Below are 16,581 nucleotides of genomic sequence, written 5' to 3'. Positions count from 1 at the left end.
TCAGGTCATCGAAGGCGGATCCTGCAGGCGGACGAGATCGCGGGAGGCCGAGCGCACGATCAGGATGATCGCGGCGATCATCGCTCCCGGCGCCGCCGCCACCCACCAGGCTTCCTGGAGCACCTCGCGACCCGAGGCCAGGATGTCTCCGAGGGAGACGGCGGGCGGCGGGACCCCGAGGCCCAGGAACGAGAGCGCCGACTCCAGCACGATCGTGTCGGCAAGCCGGAGCGCGGCGAACACGGCGAGCACCGGGGCGATCTGAGGCACGAGGTACCGGAGGACCAGGCGCGGGACCGAGCTGCCTGCGGCGCGGGCCGCCTGCGCCGGGCCGCTCTCCCGGAAAGCCAGGGCCTCGGCGCGGACGATCCGGGCGAGCCCCGTCCAGGTCGTTCCGCCCAGAACCAGGACGAGGACCGGGATCGAGGGTCGAAAGAGGGCGGCGCAGACCAGAACCAGGAGCAGTCGCGGAATGGACATCAGGACCTCCACGCCGCGCATCAGCATCTCGTCCCACAGCCCCCCGGCGAGCCCGGCGAGCGCGCCGGCGCCGATTCCGACGAGAAGGGCCAGCATGACGCACAGGGCGGCGAGACCGACCGAGTGCCGCATGCCGTAAAGGAGCCGGCTCAGGAGGTCCCGTCCCAGCGCGTCGGTTCCCAGCAGATAGAAGCGCGGCGAAGGTTTCTCCGTGACGTCCGCAGCGGGCAGCGTCTGCCTTCGACCGGCCCGGTCGAAGGCCCAGCCGTCGGGTGTCTGGTGCAGGCCGGTAACGATGAGCGTGCGGTGCGGTCCCGCCGCGAGAGCCTGGGCCCGGGTCCACGGCCGAAGCAGGCGGGCCCCCGCGACGTCTTCCTGTTCTTCCGGCGGATAGGGCGCGATCCAGGGCCCGGCGAGGGCGAGGAGGGCCACCACTGTGATCGTCCAGGGGCTCCTCCGGCGGAGACGCCGGGCGCCGTGTGTCACGGGCCCCGGACTCACGTCTGGGCCTCCCGCGCCCGCGGATCGAGGGCGGCTGCCGCGAGATCCGCCAGCAGGCCACCGGCCGCGACGAGGAGCGACGAAAGACACGTGCATCCGAGGATGAGCGGCACGTCGCGGGCCAGGACCGCCTGGTAGGCCAGGCGCCCCAGCCCGGGCCAGGCGAACAGGACCTCGATCGCCACGCTTCCTCCGAGGAGCCCCGGAAGCGCCACGCCGAGCAGCGCCGCGACCGGAAGCAGGACGGCCCGCAGGGCATGCCGCATGTCCGCCTGCCTGCTTCCCAGGCCGCGGGCGCGGGCGGCGCTGACGAAACCGCGCCCGAGCGCGTCGCGCATCTGATCGCGCACGTACAGGGCGATCCCGCCGGCGGCCGGCAGGACGAGAGCCAGGCAGGGAAGCGCCAGGTGGCGCAGCGTATCGAGGAGCCGCGACAGGGCCGGAAGATCCACGGAATCGATCGAATGCATCTGGGAGGCGGGGAGCCAGCCGAGCCTCACGGCCATGAGCCACGCGAGCGGCAGCGCCAGGCAATAGGAGGGGACGGCGTAGAGAGCCGCAGCGGCCAGCGACACGACGCGGTCGGCGAAGCCCGAGCGCGAGCGGGCCGCCGCGACGCCGGCGGCGAGCCCCAGGGCGAATTGCAGGACGAGCGCCGGTCCGGCAAGCACCAGGGTGTTGAGGGCCGCGTCGCGGACCAGGCCGGCTGCGGGCTGTCGATAGGACCAGGAGGTACCGAGGTCCCCCTGGAGCAGGCCCCCGAGCCAATCGAGATATCGCACGTGGAAGGGTCGGGTGGTGCCGAAGGCCTCGTGCAGGCGGGCGGCCGTCCTCACGCTGACGCCCGGCTCGCGAAGCCTGTCGAAGGGGTCGCCGGGCGCAGCCTCGACCAGGAGGAAAACGAGGGTGGTGGCCGCCCAGACGAATGGAATGGTCGACAGCAGCCGGCGAGCCACGAACCCGATCACGCGGAGATATTCGGCGCACAGGCCGCCTGCCGTCAAGGTGCGTCCGGGGCGCCCCGCCCGCAGATCCGGACCCATCCATGATCTCCCCGAGGTCTTTTCGGGAGTTCACCTGATTTCCCCCGGGGAATCTCCGGTGCATTCTTTGGGGTGAACGCGGGGATGTCGATGCGACGGTATGGGATCCTGCTGGTGTTGGGATTCGCGGCGGTGCTGCTCGCCGGCATCGGGGGCGGTCCCGCGGCGCGCCGTCCCGGGCCCAGCCGCCTGGTGATCGGGGTGCGCGGCGACGTGACGTCCCTCAACGTGTACACCGCGGCCAGCGCCTTCGACCAGGAGATCGCCGATCTTCTCTATCCCAGGCTCGCCTACGAGGAGGATGATTTCCGGCAGGGGCCGCCGACCTTCCGCGCCGGGGTGGCGTCGTCATGGGACCAGTCTCCCGACGGCACGCGCCTCACTTTCCACCTCGATCCGCGGGCCGTCTGGAGCGATGGGCGGCCGATCACCGCGGACGACGTCCTGCTGTCGCATCGCGCGGCCAGCAGTCCGGACGTCGCCTGGGCCGGGATCGACGTGAAGGAGTTCATCGACGGCGTCGCCACCCCCGATCCGCGGGCCGTCACCTACCGCTTCGTCCGGGACTACCCGTACGAGCTCATGGACGCGGTGGAGGGGAACATCCTCCCGGCGCACGTGTTCGACCAGACGCCCCTCTCCGAATGGCCGAAGCGCGCCTTCCTGGAGGCTCCGGTCGCCGGGGGCCCGTTCGTCCTGAAGCGCTACGAGCGTGGCGCGCTGATCGAGCTGGCGCGCAACCCCCTGTATTTCAGGGCTCCGCTGCCTCGGCTCGATTCCGTCGTCTTTCGCGTCATTCCCGACGAGGAGACCCTCCTCAATGAAGTCGTCTCCGGCGGCATCGATGTGATGGAAAACGTGCCCCCCGGCGCCGCCGCCCGCGTCCAGGCGTCCCCCCGGCTCCGCCTGGTGCGCGTCCCCGACCTGTCGTACACGTTCATCTGCTGGAACACGGCCCGGCCCCTGTTCTCGGATTCCCGCGTGCGCCGGGCGCTGACCATGGCGATCGACCGCGAGGCGATCATCGAGGGTCTTCTGCCCGGAGTCGGACGACCGGCGGCCGGGCCGGTGCTGTCCTTCATGTGGGCGCGCGATCCCGAGCTCGAGCCCGTGCCGTTCGATCCCGACGCCGCCCGGCGCCTTCTCGAAGAGGCGGGCTGGCGGGATCGGGACGGCGACGGCCTGATCGATCGCGACGGCCGGCCGTTCCGCTTCGAGCTGGAGACCGACCAGGCCTCCGGCCAGCGGTCGGCGGTCGCCCGCATGGCAGTCGCCCAGCTCCGCAGGATCGGAGTCGAGGCGGTGCCGCGACTCTTCGAATCGGGGGCCTTCGTCGCGCGGCACGAGGCGCACGAATTCGATGCCTTCGTCGGATCGTGGCGCGAGTCGACCAAGGTCGATCTGAAGAGCAATTTCCACAGCGCCTCGCGCGACGCCGGATACAACTACGGCGGATATTCGAGCCCGGACCTCGATCGGCTCATCGATCGGGCGCGCGCCGAGCGCGATCCCCGGGCGGCGCGGCCCCTCTGGATCGCGGCGCAGCGCATCATCGTCCGCGATCAGCCGTACACCTTCCTCTTCGAGCGCGATCGGCTGCACGCGGTCGATCGCCGCCTGCGACTGGCCCGCGTCAGCCCGCGAAGCCTTTATGCCGGGCTGGAGGAGTGGTCGCTCGAGGCGACCGAGGAGCCGCACCCATGAGCGAATCCTCGACCCGGCCCGTCGCCAAGCTCCAGCCTCCCGCGACCGGCCCCCTCCACCTGCGCCGCCCGCGGCTCATGGATCGGCTGCACGCCGGGCTCGAGAAGCGGGCCACGGTCGTCCTGGCGGGGCCGGGGTACGGCAAGACGGCTCTCCTGGCGCTCTTCCTCCGGGAATCCGGTGAGGATTCGGTCTGGCTCTCGCTCGACCCGTCCGACCGCGACCCCTTCGTATTCTTCCGCAACATCGTGCAGGGGTTTGCGGAACACGTGCCGGAAATGGGCGAGCGCAGCCTGAGAGCCTATGAAGACCTGCGGTCCCATCCGCTGGAAGCCGAGCGCCTGGCCGACGTCTTCATCGACGACGCGGAGGAATTGCTCGGCGGACGCATCGTCCTGGTGGTCGACGGCGTCGAGCACCTCGAGGGCTCCTCATCCTGCGTGCAGGCGCTGCGGCGGCTCGCCCTCTGCCTGCCCGGCGCCATTCACCTGGTCCTGGCGGGGCGCTCGCTGCCGGACGTCGGCATCGAGAATGGGTCGGCGGGAGACGCGGTCACTCGGATCGAAGGAGACGAGCTGCTGTTCACGCTCGACGAGACACGCACGCTGCTGCGGGACGCCTTCGGCCTCCGGGTGCGGCCGGACACCGTCGGCCGGATCCACGCCCGCACCCGCGGCTGGGTCACGGCCCTGCAGCTCCTGCGGCAGACGGCACGGCTCGAAGCGAGCGCCACCGACCCGCCGGAGGGCCTGTTCGCGCGCACGGAATCGGAGATCTTCGACTATTTCAGCGAGGAGGTCTTCGCCTCCGAGACCGTCGAGGTGCGGGAGTTCCTGCTGGGATCCTGCCCGCCCCAGGTCGTCGACCCCGAGGTCTGCTCCGAGGTCCTCCAGAAATTCGAGGCGGGCAGCCTCCTCGCGGATCTGGCGCGCCGGCACATGTTCATCTCGGCCCTGGAGGGCCGAGGAAGCTACTACGCCTACGATCCCCTGTTCCACGATTTCCTGCGCCGCAAGCTCCGCGCCGCGCGCGGCCCCGAAGGGAGCAGGGCGCTCGAGCTGCGCTATGGCAGGGCGTTCGCGCAGCGCGGCGACTTTCCCCGGGCCCTGGCGCACTTCCTGGCGGCCGAAAGCCTGAAGGAGACCGCCGATCTCCTGCAACGCCGGGGCGATGCTCTGCTGCGCGCCGGGATGTCGGGAGCGGTCCGCGAGGCGGCGCTCTTTCTTTCATTGCGCGGCGCGCGACCGCCGATCGCGGCGGCGCTTTTGGGTGAGGCCTGCCGGCTGGCGGGAGACCACACCGCCGCCATCGCGCACTTCCAGGCCGCCCTGGATGCGCGCGGCGAAGGAGCCGGGGAGATCACCGGCCACGATCGGGCCGCCGCCTTCCAGGGGCTGGCCTACTCCCTGTCGAGGCTCGGCGAGATGGCGCGCGCGGAGGTGAGCGCCGCGCAGGCCCTGGCGGAGGTCGGGAGCGAGGACCCCGGCCTGCGGGCTCGCGTCCTGAACACGCTGGCCCTCGTCCGCTGGCGGCAGAAGCGCCTGACCGAGGCCCTCGCGCTCTGGGAGGAGGCCTTGGTCCTCGCGCGGCAGGCGGCGGATGACCATCTCGTCCTCATGATCGCCCACAATCTCGGCCTGCCGCACGCGGCGGCCGGCGATTTCAGCCGCGCCAGGGAGTGCTTCCGCAGCCTGACTGGCCCGGACAATCCGCGGCTGGGGCCGGAGGAGGGGGCGGCCTACCTGAACCTCTCCCGCATCGCGAGGCTCCAGGGGGACTACGTCGGCGCGGCGACGCTTCTCGGCGACGCGCGCGAGATCGCCCAGATGCGACGGCTTCAGGGGCTGCTCGCCGACGTTCTCGAGGAGGAAGGGAACCTCTGTCGCGACCGCGGCGACCTGGAATCGGCGAGCGAGCGGTACGCCCGGGCAGGGGCCGCGCTGTCGGACCTCGGACGGCAGGACCTGCTCGACAGCCTCGCGGGCGAGGAGGCGATCCTGGCCGCCCGACGCGGCAACCATGGCGAGGCGGAAACGCTGGCTGCGGAGGCGGTGGCCCGCCGGCGCGCCGCCGGTGACGAGGAGGGCGTGGCCGCCGCGCTCCTGGCGCTGGGCGAGGTGCGCGTCTGCGCCCGTGCGGCCTCGCGAGCCATCCGGGTGCTCGCCGAAGCGGCCGCTTACTTCTCCGCGAGCGGCCGGGCGTACCAGGAATGCATGGCCCGGCTCTGGCTCGCGCTGGCCCGCCAGCTGGAGCGCGATCGGCACCGCGCCGTCGCGCAGGCCCTGAGGGCGCTGGAGATCGCCGCGCGCTATGACTATCGGGCGCAGGTGCTGCGGATCGCGGCCCAGGACGCCGATTTCCGTGACTTGCTGGCGTCGCTCGCGGATGCGCCGGGTTACCTCCAGATGGCTTCGGCCGGAGGCCTTTGGGAAGCCGGCGCCGCGAGGCCTGTGGCGACTCCATCATCCGGCGTGCCCGGCGCGATCGTCATGGTGGCGGATGCCGTCGGGGCCGTCGACCTGACGGTGCGGCTGCTCGGGCCGATCGAGGTGTACCGGGACGCGGCTCACCGTATCCCGGGGGACCCGGGCGTCCGGCGCGCGCTCGGGGCGTTCTGCTGCCTCGCCGTGGCTCGCGACCATCGCGTCACCCGGGAACAGCTCGCCGAGGCCCTGTGGGGAAATGCGCGGCCATCCGCGATCGAGCGCAATTTCCACTCGACCATCTCCCTGCTGCGCCGGGCGCTCAACCATGGTCACCATGTTCCGAAGAACTTCATCCGCTGCGAGCAGGGGGCCTATCTCCTGAACCCGGCCTACCGCTACGACATCGACGTCGAGACCTTCGAGGAGCTCGTGCGCTCCGCCCGCCGCAACGCGTCGAGCCAGGACGCGGCGGGGGCGCTCGCCGACTATGCGGCGGCGATCGCGCTTCACCGCGGTCCGCTGATGGACGGGGAGCGCGACGACTGGATCGGGGCGCCGAGGGCGTTCTACGAGACCCTGTATTTTGCCGCCCTGGGGGAGGCGGCCGCCCTTCGTCTGCGGCGCGAGGATGCCGAGCGCGAGGCCGCCTGCTTCCGCATCATCGTCGAGCGGAACCCGCTCGACGAGCGAGTCTCGTGTCGCCTGATGCGGGCCCTCGGAGAGATCGGCGACCGCGAGGGGCTGGACAGGGAGTTCAGCCGGCTCAGGCAGGCCCTCGCCGACGACCGGGGCGCGGGGCCGCGCGCCGGGACACGCCGCGCCTACCAGGACGTGCTGAAGAGAATGAGGGAGGGACGGGGCCGATCGGTGCCCGCGGCCCGGAAGCCGGCGCGCCCAGCGCTCCGCAGACGCCCGGATGGCGCCAGGACCTGACGGCCGTCTTGCCTACCGAGACGGCGTGGATGGCGGAACCATGATGCTTCGCTTGTGCTCGCGTGGTCGGGCCCTGGTGCTCGGCCACCTGCTCACCTCGCTCCTGCTGTTCGCCCCGCCGACACTGGCCGGGCCCTATGTCACCGAGACGTCCGGCATTCGCTGGAACGATACCGGAGGGATCCGCTGGAACGATACCGGGGGGATCCGCTGGAACGACGCCGGAGGCATCCGCTGGAACGACACCGGAGGGATTCGCTGGAACGACACCGGGGGTCTCCTGTTCAGCGACGCGACGGGCCTTCACTGGAACGATCCTGGAGGAATCCGCTGGAACGACGTCGGCGCGCTCCTGTTCGATGGCGCCCTTCAGACCGGAATCGCGAGCATCGACCTGGAGCTCCTGAGCCGGCTGTCGTTCCTGCCCGACACATCCTGGCTCAACGTCATCGTCACCTACCGCTCGGCGCCGACGGCGTCCGACCTGGCCGATCTCCAGGCCCTGGGGATCCTGGGCGGTACCCGGTTCCGCCGGCTTCCGATGGTCGTGGTGAACGCCACGCGCGATCAGATTGTCCGCATCGCGGCCCTGCCGGCGGTCCGTTCGGTGTTCGCGGATCGCACGCTGTCGTGGCTCGACGCGGAAAGCCGGGCGCTCATCGGCCTGGACGAGGTCGCGGCCGATCTGTCCCTTCCCCGGCCGGGGGGCCTGCCCCTGTCGGGCGCGGGCGTCACCATCGCGGTGCTCGACTCCGGAGTGGACGCGACGCACCCCGACCTGCCGTTCGGGAGCAAGGTCACCGGGAACGTGCGTCTGGCCCCCGCCACGGGCGTCGGCCTTGGCTTCAGTTACCCGGTGGCGGTGGAGGGGCTCCCCGACACGGACCTGGTGCTCGGCCACGGCACCGCGGTCGCCTCGGTGGCGGCGGGGACGGGGCTGGCGAGCGGAGGGGTCCATCGGGGCGTCGCTCCCGGAGCGTCGATCCTCGGGCTCTCCGCCGGGGACCTGTTCATCGTGCACGTCCTGGAGGGGTTCGACTACATCCTGGAAAACGCCGCGCGCTACGGCGTGCGGGTGGTGAACTGCTCGTGGGGCACCGAGGGCTGGTTCGATCCCGACGATCCGGTCAACATCGCCACGCGCCTTCTGTACGACGCCGGAATCACCGTGGTCTTCGCCGTGGGCAACCAGGGACCCGCCGCCGACACCCTCAATCCCTACGCGGCGGCCCCCTGGGTCATCGGCGTCGCCTCGTCGCGCAAGGACGGCCGGCTGTCGGCATTCTCCTCGCGCGGCATCTTCGAGGAGGTGCTCTACCACCCGACGATCATGGCGCCGGGCGAGGCGATCACCGTCGCAAGCCCCGTGGTGCTCAATGGCGGAGCCTACTATGCAACCGAGAGCGGCACGTCGTTCGCCGCCCCGCACGTGGCGGGGGTCGTGGCGCTGATGTTGCAAGCACGGCCCGACCTGACCCCGGGGGCGATCAAGCGGTTGTTGCAGGCGACGGCCACTCCGGTCCTGGTCCGTGACCGCTCGGAGGTCGGAGCCGGCCTGCTCGATGCCTGGGCCGCCATCACGGGAGGAGTCGATCCGGCGAGGCCGTTCGGAACCCACATCCCCGGCTGGCTCGACGAGCGTCCCTACCGCATCGAGCACCGGCCGGCGATCGTGACCCGCGAGGTCCTGCCCGCGGGAGGGCGGCTGTCGCTTCCGGTCACCGTGGAGCCGGGCGCCCTGTCCTGGCAGGCGCTCCTCGCCTGGGGGACGCTCCCCGGCCTGAACGATCTCGATCTGGTCGTCTTCGATCCCTCCGGGCGGGAGCTGGCGCGCGGCGACTCCTTCGACGGCCTGTCGCTCTTCGGTCGTGCCGAGGGGGCGCACCTTCTGGGCGCGATTCCCGAGACGCTCGACGTGGAAACCTACTTCAAGCCCGGAAGCGGGCTCGCCGATCAGGAGTTCCAGATGCGCCAGGAGAACGCCGTGGCCGTGGTGACCGACTACACCGACGTCGCGGGGCTTCCGCCCGACGACCGCGACACGGTCACGCGCGCGGTGGGCCGGAACGTCCTGATCGGGCGCGGAAACGTCTTCGACGCCTACGACGACCTGACGCGCGGCGAGCTGGCGCGCGCCCTCGCGCTGGCCGCCGGCCGGCCGCAGAGGATTCCCGTCAGGCCTTCGTTCAACGACGTCGGCACGGGGAACCCCCTCTTTCCCTACATCGAAAGCGTTGCCGGCTCGCGCGCCCGGCTGAAGCTCATCGATCCGAAGAACGCCATCTCCTTCGCCCCGATCGCCGGAGTCAGCCGCCTCGATTTCGCGGTCGCGCTCGTGCGAGGCGCCGGTCTCCAGGCCGAGGCCGAGGCTCGCGCCGGCGAGTCCCTCGGCTTCCTCGACCAGAACAAGATCCCCCTGGCGCTCCGCGGCTACGTCGCGGTCGCGGTGGAGCGGGGCCTCATCGACACAGTCGTTTCGGGAGGGGCCGTGAGTTTCGACCCGAAGGGGGACGTGCCGCGGATCGCGGCGGCCCGCTTCCTCCTCAGGCTGCTGGAGTTGAGGTAGCCCGCCCTCTCGACGCTCCCGTGCCGATCAGTCGATCCGCTTCAGCTCGACGCGGCGGTTCTTCGCTCGCCCGGAGGCGGTGTCGTTGTCGGCAACAGGCATGCTGTCGCCGTACCCCTTGGCGACCAGGCGCGAGCCGTCGACGCCCCGGCTCACGAGGTACCGCTTGACCGAGTCGGCCCGCGCTGCGGAGAGCTGCATGTTGTGGTCGGCGCCCCCGAGCGAATCCGTGTGCCCGGCGATCTCGACGCGGATGTCGGGGTAGGCGTTGAGCGACTGCGCCACGCGATCGAGGGTCGCGTGCGAGGACGCCGTCAGCGTGTCGCTGTCCGTCTCGAAGTTCACGCCTTCCAGGACAAGGGATCTCTTGCTGCCTTCGAAGAGGCGCGCGCCCTTCCCATGGGCGTGGGCCGGGAGCAGGCTCATCGTCTCCCAATCCACCACGCCGGTCCGCCGCAGGCTGTGGACGCGCTGGAAGTCCAGGAGGGCCGAGACCGTCGCCTTGTCGAGCTCCCCCTGCCTGTACGCCGAGGCATTGAGGTATCCGGCCTGAACGAGGATCGACTGGGCCTCGGCGATCGACCGGGGGGTCGAGTAGACGAAACCGGACTCCCCGTCGCGCATCATCGACGCCGGAGTCGCAACGAAGAGCCCGATCATCGCCGCGCATCCTAGCGCAGGCAGAAACACACGCAGGCGTCCGTGCTTCATGGAGTCCTCCCTTGAATCGGTTCTCCGTCCGACGGAGCGAGCGGATTTTACTACCGATTCCGGATCGAGGGAGAAACGCGGAGGGGACTCCCGTCTCAGTGCATGCCGGAGCCGCCCGACAGCTGCTTCACCAACTCCCCGACGACCGCCTTGGCGTCGCCGAACAGCATGAAGGTCTTGTCGGCGAAGTAGAGCTCGTTGTCGATGCCGGCGAAGCCGGGGTTCTTGCTGCGCTTGATGGCGAACACGGTGCGGGCCTTGTCGGCGTCGACGATCGGCATGCCGTAGATCGGGCTCCCCTTGTCGTAGCGCGCCTTGGGATTCACGACGTCGTTGGCCCCGACCACCAGGGCGACGTCGCATTGCGGCATGTCGGGGTTGATCTCGTCCATCTCCACCAGGTCCGTGTAGGGGATGTCCGCCTCGGCCAGGAGGACGTTCATGTGGCCGGGCATCCGCCCGGCCACCGGGTGGATGGCGAACTTCACCGTGATCCCGCGCTTCCGGAGCTGGTCGTAGAGCTCGCGCACCTTGTGCTGCGCCTGGGCCACGGCCATGCCGTACCCGGGGATGATGACGACCAGGCTGGCCTGCTCGAGAAGCTGGGCCGCGCCGTCGATCGTCTCGGACTTGTAGGCCTTCTGCTCGCCTCCGGCCTTGGCCGCCTCGACCGAGCCGAAGGCGCCGAAGAGCACGTTGGCGAAAGAGCGGTTCATCGCCTTGCACATGATGATCGACAGGATCAGGCCGCTCGATCCGTCCAGCGCGCCCGCCGTGATCAGCAGCTTGTTGTCGAGCACGAATCCCATGGCCACCGCCGAGAGGCCGGCGTAGGAGTTCAGGATCGAGATGACCGTCGGCATGTCGGCTCCGCCGATCGGGATGATCAGCAGCACGCCGAACAGGAGCGCCAGGCCGATGACCGCCAGGAACATCGCGGACGACCACGGCGCCGCGGGGTTCAGGACGAGAGCCACGCCGAGTCCGAGCGCCAGGAGGAACAGGGCGATGTTCGTGACGTTCTGCAACGGGTAGGTCACGGGCCTCTGGGGGACCCAGCGGATCTCCTGCAGCTTGCCGGCGGCCATGAGGCTGCCGGTGAAGGTCAGGTAGCCGAGGATGATCTCGGCGAGGATCGCGGTCATGCGGAAGGGCGTCAGGTGGGCCTGGTTCTCGCCCAGCCAGAGGAAGTACTCCGCCGTCCCGACCAGGCCGGCCGCGAGGCCGCCGAAGGCGTGCGACAGCGCGGTCCGCTGCGGCACCGCGGTCAGCGGGACCCGCGACAGGGGCCAGCCGACCAGGAATCCCGCGGCGATGGCCAGGACGATCCAGACGTGGTGCACGATGATCTGCGGCTGCGCCCAGGTGGCGAGCATGGCAATCAGCATGGCGATGACGCCGGCGAACACCCCGCGGCGGGCGCTCTTCGGATCGTTCATCCAGTGGAGGGCCAGGACGAAGAGCGCCGTCGCCAGGAGATACGACAGCTGGGTGAGCGCGTTGATCACTTCCGCCCTCCGTCGCGCTTGAACATCTTGAGCATGCGGTCCGTGATCAGGAATCCGCTCACGATGTTGGTCATGGAGGCGAACAGCGCGACCGCCCCGAGGACACGAATGTACAGGGGGTGATCCGAGCCGGTCACGATGATCGATCCGACCACCGCGATCGCCGAGATGGCGTTGGTGATCGACATGAGCGGAGTGTGCAGGAGCCGCGAGACGCGCCGGATGACGCCGACCCCGATGAACGTGGCCAGCATGAAAACGAACAGCATGGACCAGTAGTCCAGGGGCTGCCGGGCCCCCTCGGAAGGCTCGGCGGCCGCCTCCGCCGGGGACGGCGTGGAGGCGTCGGGCAGCGGGGCCGAGGCGAGGACGGCCGCCGGCGCGGTCCCTGTTTGCGCAGGCCCCTGCGCCAAGGCCACGACGGCCAGGGCCGCGGCGATCAGCGGGACCGCCAGCCTTGCAATCTGCTGTCCGGACATTCGTGTTCGTCTCCTTTCCGATCGGCAGGACTCGGACCCGCTGCCACGGCAGCCGGGTTGCGGGCTCTCAGCTCCGCAGGCCGCCGGCGCTGGCGGTCTGCACCGCCTCCCGGGTCCTGGAATGGACGATCTCGCCCTCGTGCGTGATGATGGAGCCCTTCTGGATGTCGTCTCCCAGATCCAGATGGAACGCCTTGTCACGGGTGAACGCCAGGACGAAGGCGGCCAGGTTGCGCGAGAACAGGAGGCTCGCGTGCGTGGGCATGGAGGACGGCAGGTTCAAGGGCGCCAGGATCCGGACGCGGTTCTCGACGACGGTCTCACCGGGCCGCGACAGCTCGCAGTTGCCTCCGCCGTCCGCGGCCAGGTCGACGAGGATCGAGCCGGGCCGCATCCGCCGCACCATCTCGGCGGTGATCAGCTTCGGCGCGAGGACCCCGCCGATGAGCGCCGTGGTGATCACGACGTCGGCGGCGGCGCACTGCTCGGCGAGCACGGTCCGCTGGCGGGCCTTGTCCTCGTCGGTGAGCTCGCGGGCGTAGCCGCCGCCGGCCGAGGCGTTCTCCTTCAGCTCGACCCCCACGTACTTGGCGCCCAGGCTCTCGATCTGCTCCTTGACCTCGGGCCGCACGTCGGTGGCCAGGACGTTCGCGCCCAGCCGCCTGGCCGTGGCGATCGCCTGCAAGCCGGCGACCGCCGCCCCGATGACGAAGACGCGCGCGGGGAAGACCGTTCCGGCGGCCGTCATGAACATCGGGAAGTACTTGCCGAGATCCGCCGCGGCCAGGAGCACCCCCCTGTACCCCGTGATGTTGGCCATCGAGGAGAGGGTGTCCATCGCCTGGGCCCGGGTGGTGCGCGGGATGGCGTCGGTCGAGAAGGCGGTGATCCGGCGCGCCGCGAGCGCCCGGACGGCCTCCAGATGGCGCAGGGGCATCAGCGATCCCAGCAGGATCGCCCCCGGCCGCATCCACTGGATCTCGGTCCGGTCCGCCGTGTCGGCGGGGGGATTGACCTTGAGCACGACGTCCGCGGAGCCGAGCAGGGCGGCGGGATTCGTCTCCACCGTGGCGCCGGCCTCGCGGTAGGCCTCGTCCGGGTAGATGGCCGCATCGCCGGCGCCGCTCTCGATCGAAACCGCGAAGCCCGCCTGGGCCAGCTTCTTGCAGGACTCCGGAACGATCGCCACCCGGCGCTCTCCCGGTCGCGTCTCCCGTGGAGCGACGATCTTCATGGCCGTGGACTCTCCCGCCGTCTGGCCCGCATCCCGCAAACGCAGAGAAGGCGTCGAGCATCCTCGAGGTCGTTCCGAAAACCCGGTTGCCTCGGTGGAAACTGAGGCGGAGGAGGCCCGGACGCCGCGAAAAGAGTATCACCAAGCGTCCTTTCGAAGGAAGAGACCCGCCGACCCGCCGACAGGGCGGCCCGGGGGGGTGTCGTCGGGGAACGTGGTTCCGGATTTCGCTTTGCGGGTGGTGTCAGTCGGCCAGGGGGATATCCGAGCGGGCGCTCACTTGCGGTTGTCGCCGCCCCAGATCGCCCCGTCCCCCTCGACCGAGCCGAAGGTGGAGCCGAGGGAGCAGCGGTCGCCGCCCCAGATGGCCCCGGAGCCGGTGACGGCCGCGTTGTCGAGGGTCGATTTGGCGCCCGCGCCGCCGCCCCAGATGGCGCCGCTGCCGGACGTGATCGCCTGCGGCACGGGGGTCAGCGTCACGCCGTAGGATTTGCCCTTGTCGCCGCCCCAGATGGCCCCCTGCGACCAGGTCGATCCCCACAGGATCGCGGTGTCCTGGATGTACACGAAGCCGTCGCTGGCCGCCATGGCGAGCGGCGAGGGGGAGTTCTGCGCGGTGCCGGTCGCATTCAGGGCGCCGTAGGCGTCGAGCATGCCGGCGCCGGTCTGGAAGACGAGCCGGGTGTCCTTGACGGCCGACTTCATCAGCCGCGCCTTGACGGTCGCGGGCGACAGGGTCGAGTCCTTCTGCAGCATCAGGGCCGCCGTGCCGGCGACCATCGGGGCGGCCATCGAGGTCCCCGACAGGGTGTAGTAGGCGCCGTCCTGCGCGGCATGGGCCGGATCGTTCTTGTAGTCGGCGATCTGCAGGGTCAGCTCGTGGTGCGCTGTGTCGAGCCACGAGGAGACCGCGCGTGCGGAGACGATCCACGTCCCGGGGGCGACCAGGTCCGGCTTGACGACGAAGTCGACCAGGCTCGGGCCCTTGCTCGAGTACCAGGCCAGGACATCGTCGGTCGTCGGGACGGTATTCTTGTCGTCCAGCGCGCCGACCGTGACGGCCGTGGGGGAGTTGCCGGGGCTCGTGATGGTGCCGAACCCGGTCCCGACCGATCCGTCGTTGCCGGCGGCGACCACGACGACGATTCCCTTCCTGACCGCCGCCGCCACGGCCCGGCACAGGGGATCGGTCCTGTACGACTCGTAGACCGGGTGCCCGAGCGACAGGTTGAGAACCCGGATGTTGTAGCTGCTCCTGTATTTCACCACCCAGTCGATGCCCGCGATGATGTCGGACGTGTAGCCCGTGCCGTCCGGTGACAGGGCGCGCACCGAAATCAGCTGGGCCCCGGGCGCGATCCCCTTGAAGGTGCGGAACGACAGGGCATCGCTCGACGCGGCGCCGTTGCCGTTCAGGATTCCGGCGACGTGCGTCCCGTGGCCGAAATAGTCGGCGAGGCCGGATTCGTGGCCGACGACCTCCACCTCGATGGCCTGCTTCGCGCCGTACGGGCGCTTGAAGTCCTGGTGCAGCTGCACTCCGGAGTCGACCACGGCGATCCCGATCCCGCGGCCGGTCAGCCCGGCGCCCCACCACCCCGACAGCGTGGCGGCGCGGTCGGCCCTGACGACGCGGGCCGCCACGTCCAGGTGGGCCTTGACGGGGGCGTCGAGAGAGATCCGCTCCACGTTCGAATCGGAGGCCAGCTGCTGGAGGGAACCTCGCGGGACCGTGCCGGAGTATCCCGGAATGGCGGAATAACTCGACTTCAGCACGCCGCCGAGGAGCCCCAGGAGATTCAGCGTGCCCGAGTCGGGTGCCGAATAGGTCTGCACGACGACCGGAATCTGCTCGTCGGCCGGCCCGTCGAGGATCGCCAGCAGGTCACCCGACAACTTTCCGAGGATCCCCGTCACGCCGGAAAGCAGGGGGTCCAGAGGCGACAGGAGCTGCTGCGTGGTGTCCAAAAGCGGGTCGAGCAGACCCGCCTGTGCCGGCTGGCCGAACAGGAGCGTGACGATCAGGGCGATGACCCTGAAGACAGCTGGCTTCGATGGCATGCGGCGGTGAGGTGTCATGCGCCCTGAGGAACTGCAAGGCCCCTGCCAGCGCTGCGTTCAACCCGAAGCCTCGCGTAACTCCTTGGCGCGCATGGGCTTCAGGGGGCGGGCCGCGCAGGATGCGAGACCCACCTGAATAGCCTGATCTGTGCGGATTCCCGACAAACCGGGGGCGGGGGACGCTTCCAGGGGGTCCCTAACTGCAGCGAGGATTGCCCTTAGCGGGAGCCGTCCAGACGCCGTACAGAAAGTGTCGATCGCATGGACACGGCGCCCGTTGCCGGGGGGCCAATCAACGGCTTGTGGCCGGGGCTATGCCCCCGGCCACATGAGACGGAACGTCAGACCCGTCAGAAGAGCGTAGATCAATCCGTCGAGGGCGTGCCGCAACGTGTTGGCCCACGGCTGCCCCTTCCAGATCGAGGCGCTCAGCTCGGAAAGCGCGTAGCCCGCGAAGGCGACCGTGCCGGTGATCCGCATCACCAGCATCCCGTCGGCGCCTGGCGTCAGCGTGTGCCGGGCGACGTAGGCCGACACGAAGCTCACCAGGACGCAGAACCCGAACCAGAGCGACAGGTGCTTCGACATGTTCGGCGCGCCCTTCGGAAGGATGGACAGGATCGCGACGGGCCCTTTCGCGTACTTGTCCAGCATCGCCGGGTCCTTCATCTGCTTCATGTCGGCGCAATGGGGCGTCACGTAGATCCCGGGTGACGGGTTTCCCCTGGAGATCGCCTCGCGCACGGCGTCCTCGTTCGCGAGGACCTTGTAGTCCGCCTTGTGGTACTTGAGCGCCATGTGGAGAATCGAGCTGGCGACGAAGACGACGATCGCGGAGACGATGACGGGGACCCACAAGCTTCCGAAAGGCATCGTGGCACCTCCCTGTGCGGCGCATTCTGCCACAACCCGGCGCCGCAACGTCCCGGCGGCAC

11 protein-coding genes are annotated in these 16,581 nt (G+C 70.2%); 3 read left to right on the top strand and 8 right to left on the bottom strand.

What is annotated here, in order from left to right; genetic code table 11:
- Positions 1-981 carry an ABC transporter permease gene (locus VGV60_10845; protein ID HEV8701756.1) on the bottom strand — a complete coding sequence of 327 codons (981 nt, stop codon included), beginning with the start codon at positions 979-981 and terminating at the stop codon, positions 1-3.
- Positions 978-2,024: an ABC transporter permease gene (locus VGV60_10840; GenBank protein ID HEV8701755.1), complete on the bottom strand. Its 1,047-nt coding sequence runs from the start codon at positions 2,022-2,024 to the stop codon at positions 978-980. The genes VGV60_10845 and VGV60_10840 overlap by 4 nt, the downstream gene beginning before the upstream one ends.
- Positions 2,025-2,114: 90 nt before the next feature.
- On the opposite strand from VGV60_10840, the gene VGV60_10835 reads away from it, so the two are divergent.
- From VGV60_10835 to VGV60_10825, 3 genes are read left to right on the top strand one after another with little or no spacing between them, the layout of a single operon-like run.
- Positions 2,115-3,728 (top strand): ABC transporter substrate-binding protein, encoded by a 1,614-nt coding sequence (locus VGV60_10835; protein ID HEV8701754.1) that lies wholly within the window; start codon positions 2,115-2,117, stop codon positions 3,726-3,728.
- Positions 3,725-7,087, top strand: coding sequence for a tetratricopeptide repeat protein (locus VGV60_10830; GenBank protein ID HEV8701753.1), 3,363 nt, complete (start codon positions 3,725-3,727; stop codon positions 7,085-7,087). Before VGV60_10835 ends, VGV60_10830 begins: the two co-directional genes overlap by 4 nt.
- Positions 7,088-7,127: 40 nt before the next feature.
- Positions 7,128-9,653, top strand: a complete 2,526-nt coding sequence (locus VGV60_10825; GenBank protein ID HEV8701752.1) for a S8 family serine peptidase — start codon at positions 7,128-7,130, stop codon at positions 9,651-9,653.
- Positions 9,654-9,680: 27 nt separating this feature from the next.
- Here the strand turns inward: VGV60_10825 and VGV60_10820 are convergent, their stop codons facing one another.
- From VGV60_10820 to VGV60_10795, 6 genes are all read right to left on the bottom strand, one after another.
- Complete coding sequence (locus tag VGV60_10820) at positions 9,681-10,364, bottom strand: OmpA family protein (GenBank protein ID HEV8701751.1); 684 nt, start codon at positions 10,362-10,364, stop codon at positions 9,681-9,683.
- A 95-nt stretch (positions 10,365-10,459) separates the two neighbouring features.
- Entirely contained in the window at positions 10,460-11,869 is a 1,410-nt protein-coding gene (locus VGV60_10815) for an NAD(P)(+) transhydrogenase (Re/Si-specific) subunit beta (GenBank protein ID HEV8701750.1), read from the bottom strand.
- The gene (locus VGV60_10810; GenBank protein ID HEV8701749.1) at positions 11,869-12,351 is read right to left on the bottom strand and encodes a proton-translocating transhydrogenase family protein; all 483 of its coding nucleotides are present in this window, start codon (positions 12,349-12,351) and stop codon (positions 11,869-11,871) included. The genes VGV60_10815 and VGV60_10810 overlap by 1 nt, the downstream gene beginning before the upstream one ends.
- A 67-nt stretch (positions 12,352-12,418) precedes the next feature.
- Positions 12,419-13,585 carry a Re/Si-specific NAD(P)(+) transhydrogenase subunit alpha gene (locus VGV60_10805; protein ID HEV8701748.1) on the bottom strand — a complete coding sequence of 389 codons (1,167 nt, stop codon included), beginning with the start codon at positions 13,583-13,585 and terminating at the stop codon, positions 12,419-12,421.
- A gap of 276 nt (positions 13,586-13,861) precedes the next feature.
- Positions 13,862-15,646, bottom strand: coding sequence for a S8 family peptidase (locus tag VGV60_10800; protein ID HEV8701747.1), 1,785 nt, complete (start codon positions 15,644-15,646; stop codon positions 13,862-13,864).
- A gap of 312 nt (positions 15,647-15,958) precedes the next feature.
- Positions 15,959-16,519: a hypothetical protein gene (locus VGV60_10795; protein ID HEV8701746.1), complete on the bottom strand. Its 561-nt coding sequence runs from the start codon at positions 16,517-16,519 to the stop codon at positions 15,959-15,961.
- Positions 16,520-16,581 lie beyond the last annotated feature (62 nt).

This window comes from Candidatus Polarisedimenticolia bacterium, from assembly GCA_036001465.1.
Taxonomy (GTDB): domain Bacteria; phylum Acidobacteriota; class Polarisedimenticolia; order Gp22-AA2; family Gp22-AA2; genus Gp22-AA3.
This window is presented reverse-complemented; position numbering and strand designations above follow the sequence as displayed.

Coding starts and splice junctions, on each gene's coding strand:
- VGV60_10835 (HEV8701754.1), top strand. CDS start 2,115: ATGCGACGGTATGGGATCCTGCTGGTGTTGGGATTCGCGGCGGTGCTG.
- VGV60_10800 (HEV8701747.1), bottom strand. CDS start 15,646: ATGCCATCGAAGCCAGCTGTCTTCAGGGTCATCGCCCTGATCGTCACG.
- VGV60_10840 (HEV8701755.1), bottom strand. CDS start 2,024: ATGGGTCCGGATCTGCGGGCGGGGCGCCCCGGACGCACCTTGACGGCA.
- VGV60_10805 (HEV8701748.1), bottom strand. CDS start 13,585: ATGAAGATCGTCGCTCCACGGGAGACGCGACCGGGAGAGCGCCGGGTG.
- VGV60_10830 (HEV8701753.1), top strand. CDS start 3,725: ATGAGCGAATCCTCGACCCGGCCCGTCGCCAAGCTCCAGCCTCCCGCG.
- VGV60_10820 (HEV8701751.1), bottom strand. CDS start 10,364: ATGAAGCACGGACGCCTGCGTGTGTTTCTGCCTGCGCTAGGATGCGCG.
- VGV60_10795 (HEV8701746.1), bottom strand. CDS start 16,519: ATGCCTTTCGGAAGCTTGTGGGTCCCCGTCATCGTCTCCGCGATCGTC.
- VGV60_10825 (HEV8701752.1), top strand. CDS start 7,128: ATGATGCTTCGCTTGTGCTCGCGTGGTCGGGCCCTGGTGCTCGGCCAC.
- VGV60_10810 (HEV8701749.1), bottom strand. CDS start 12,351: ATGTCCGGACAGCAGATTGCAAGGCTGGCGGTCCCGCTGATCGCCGCG.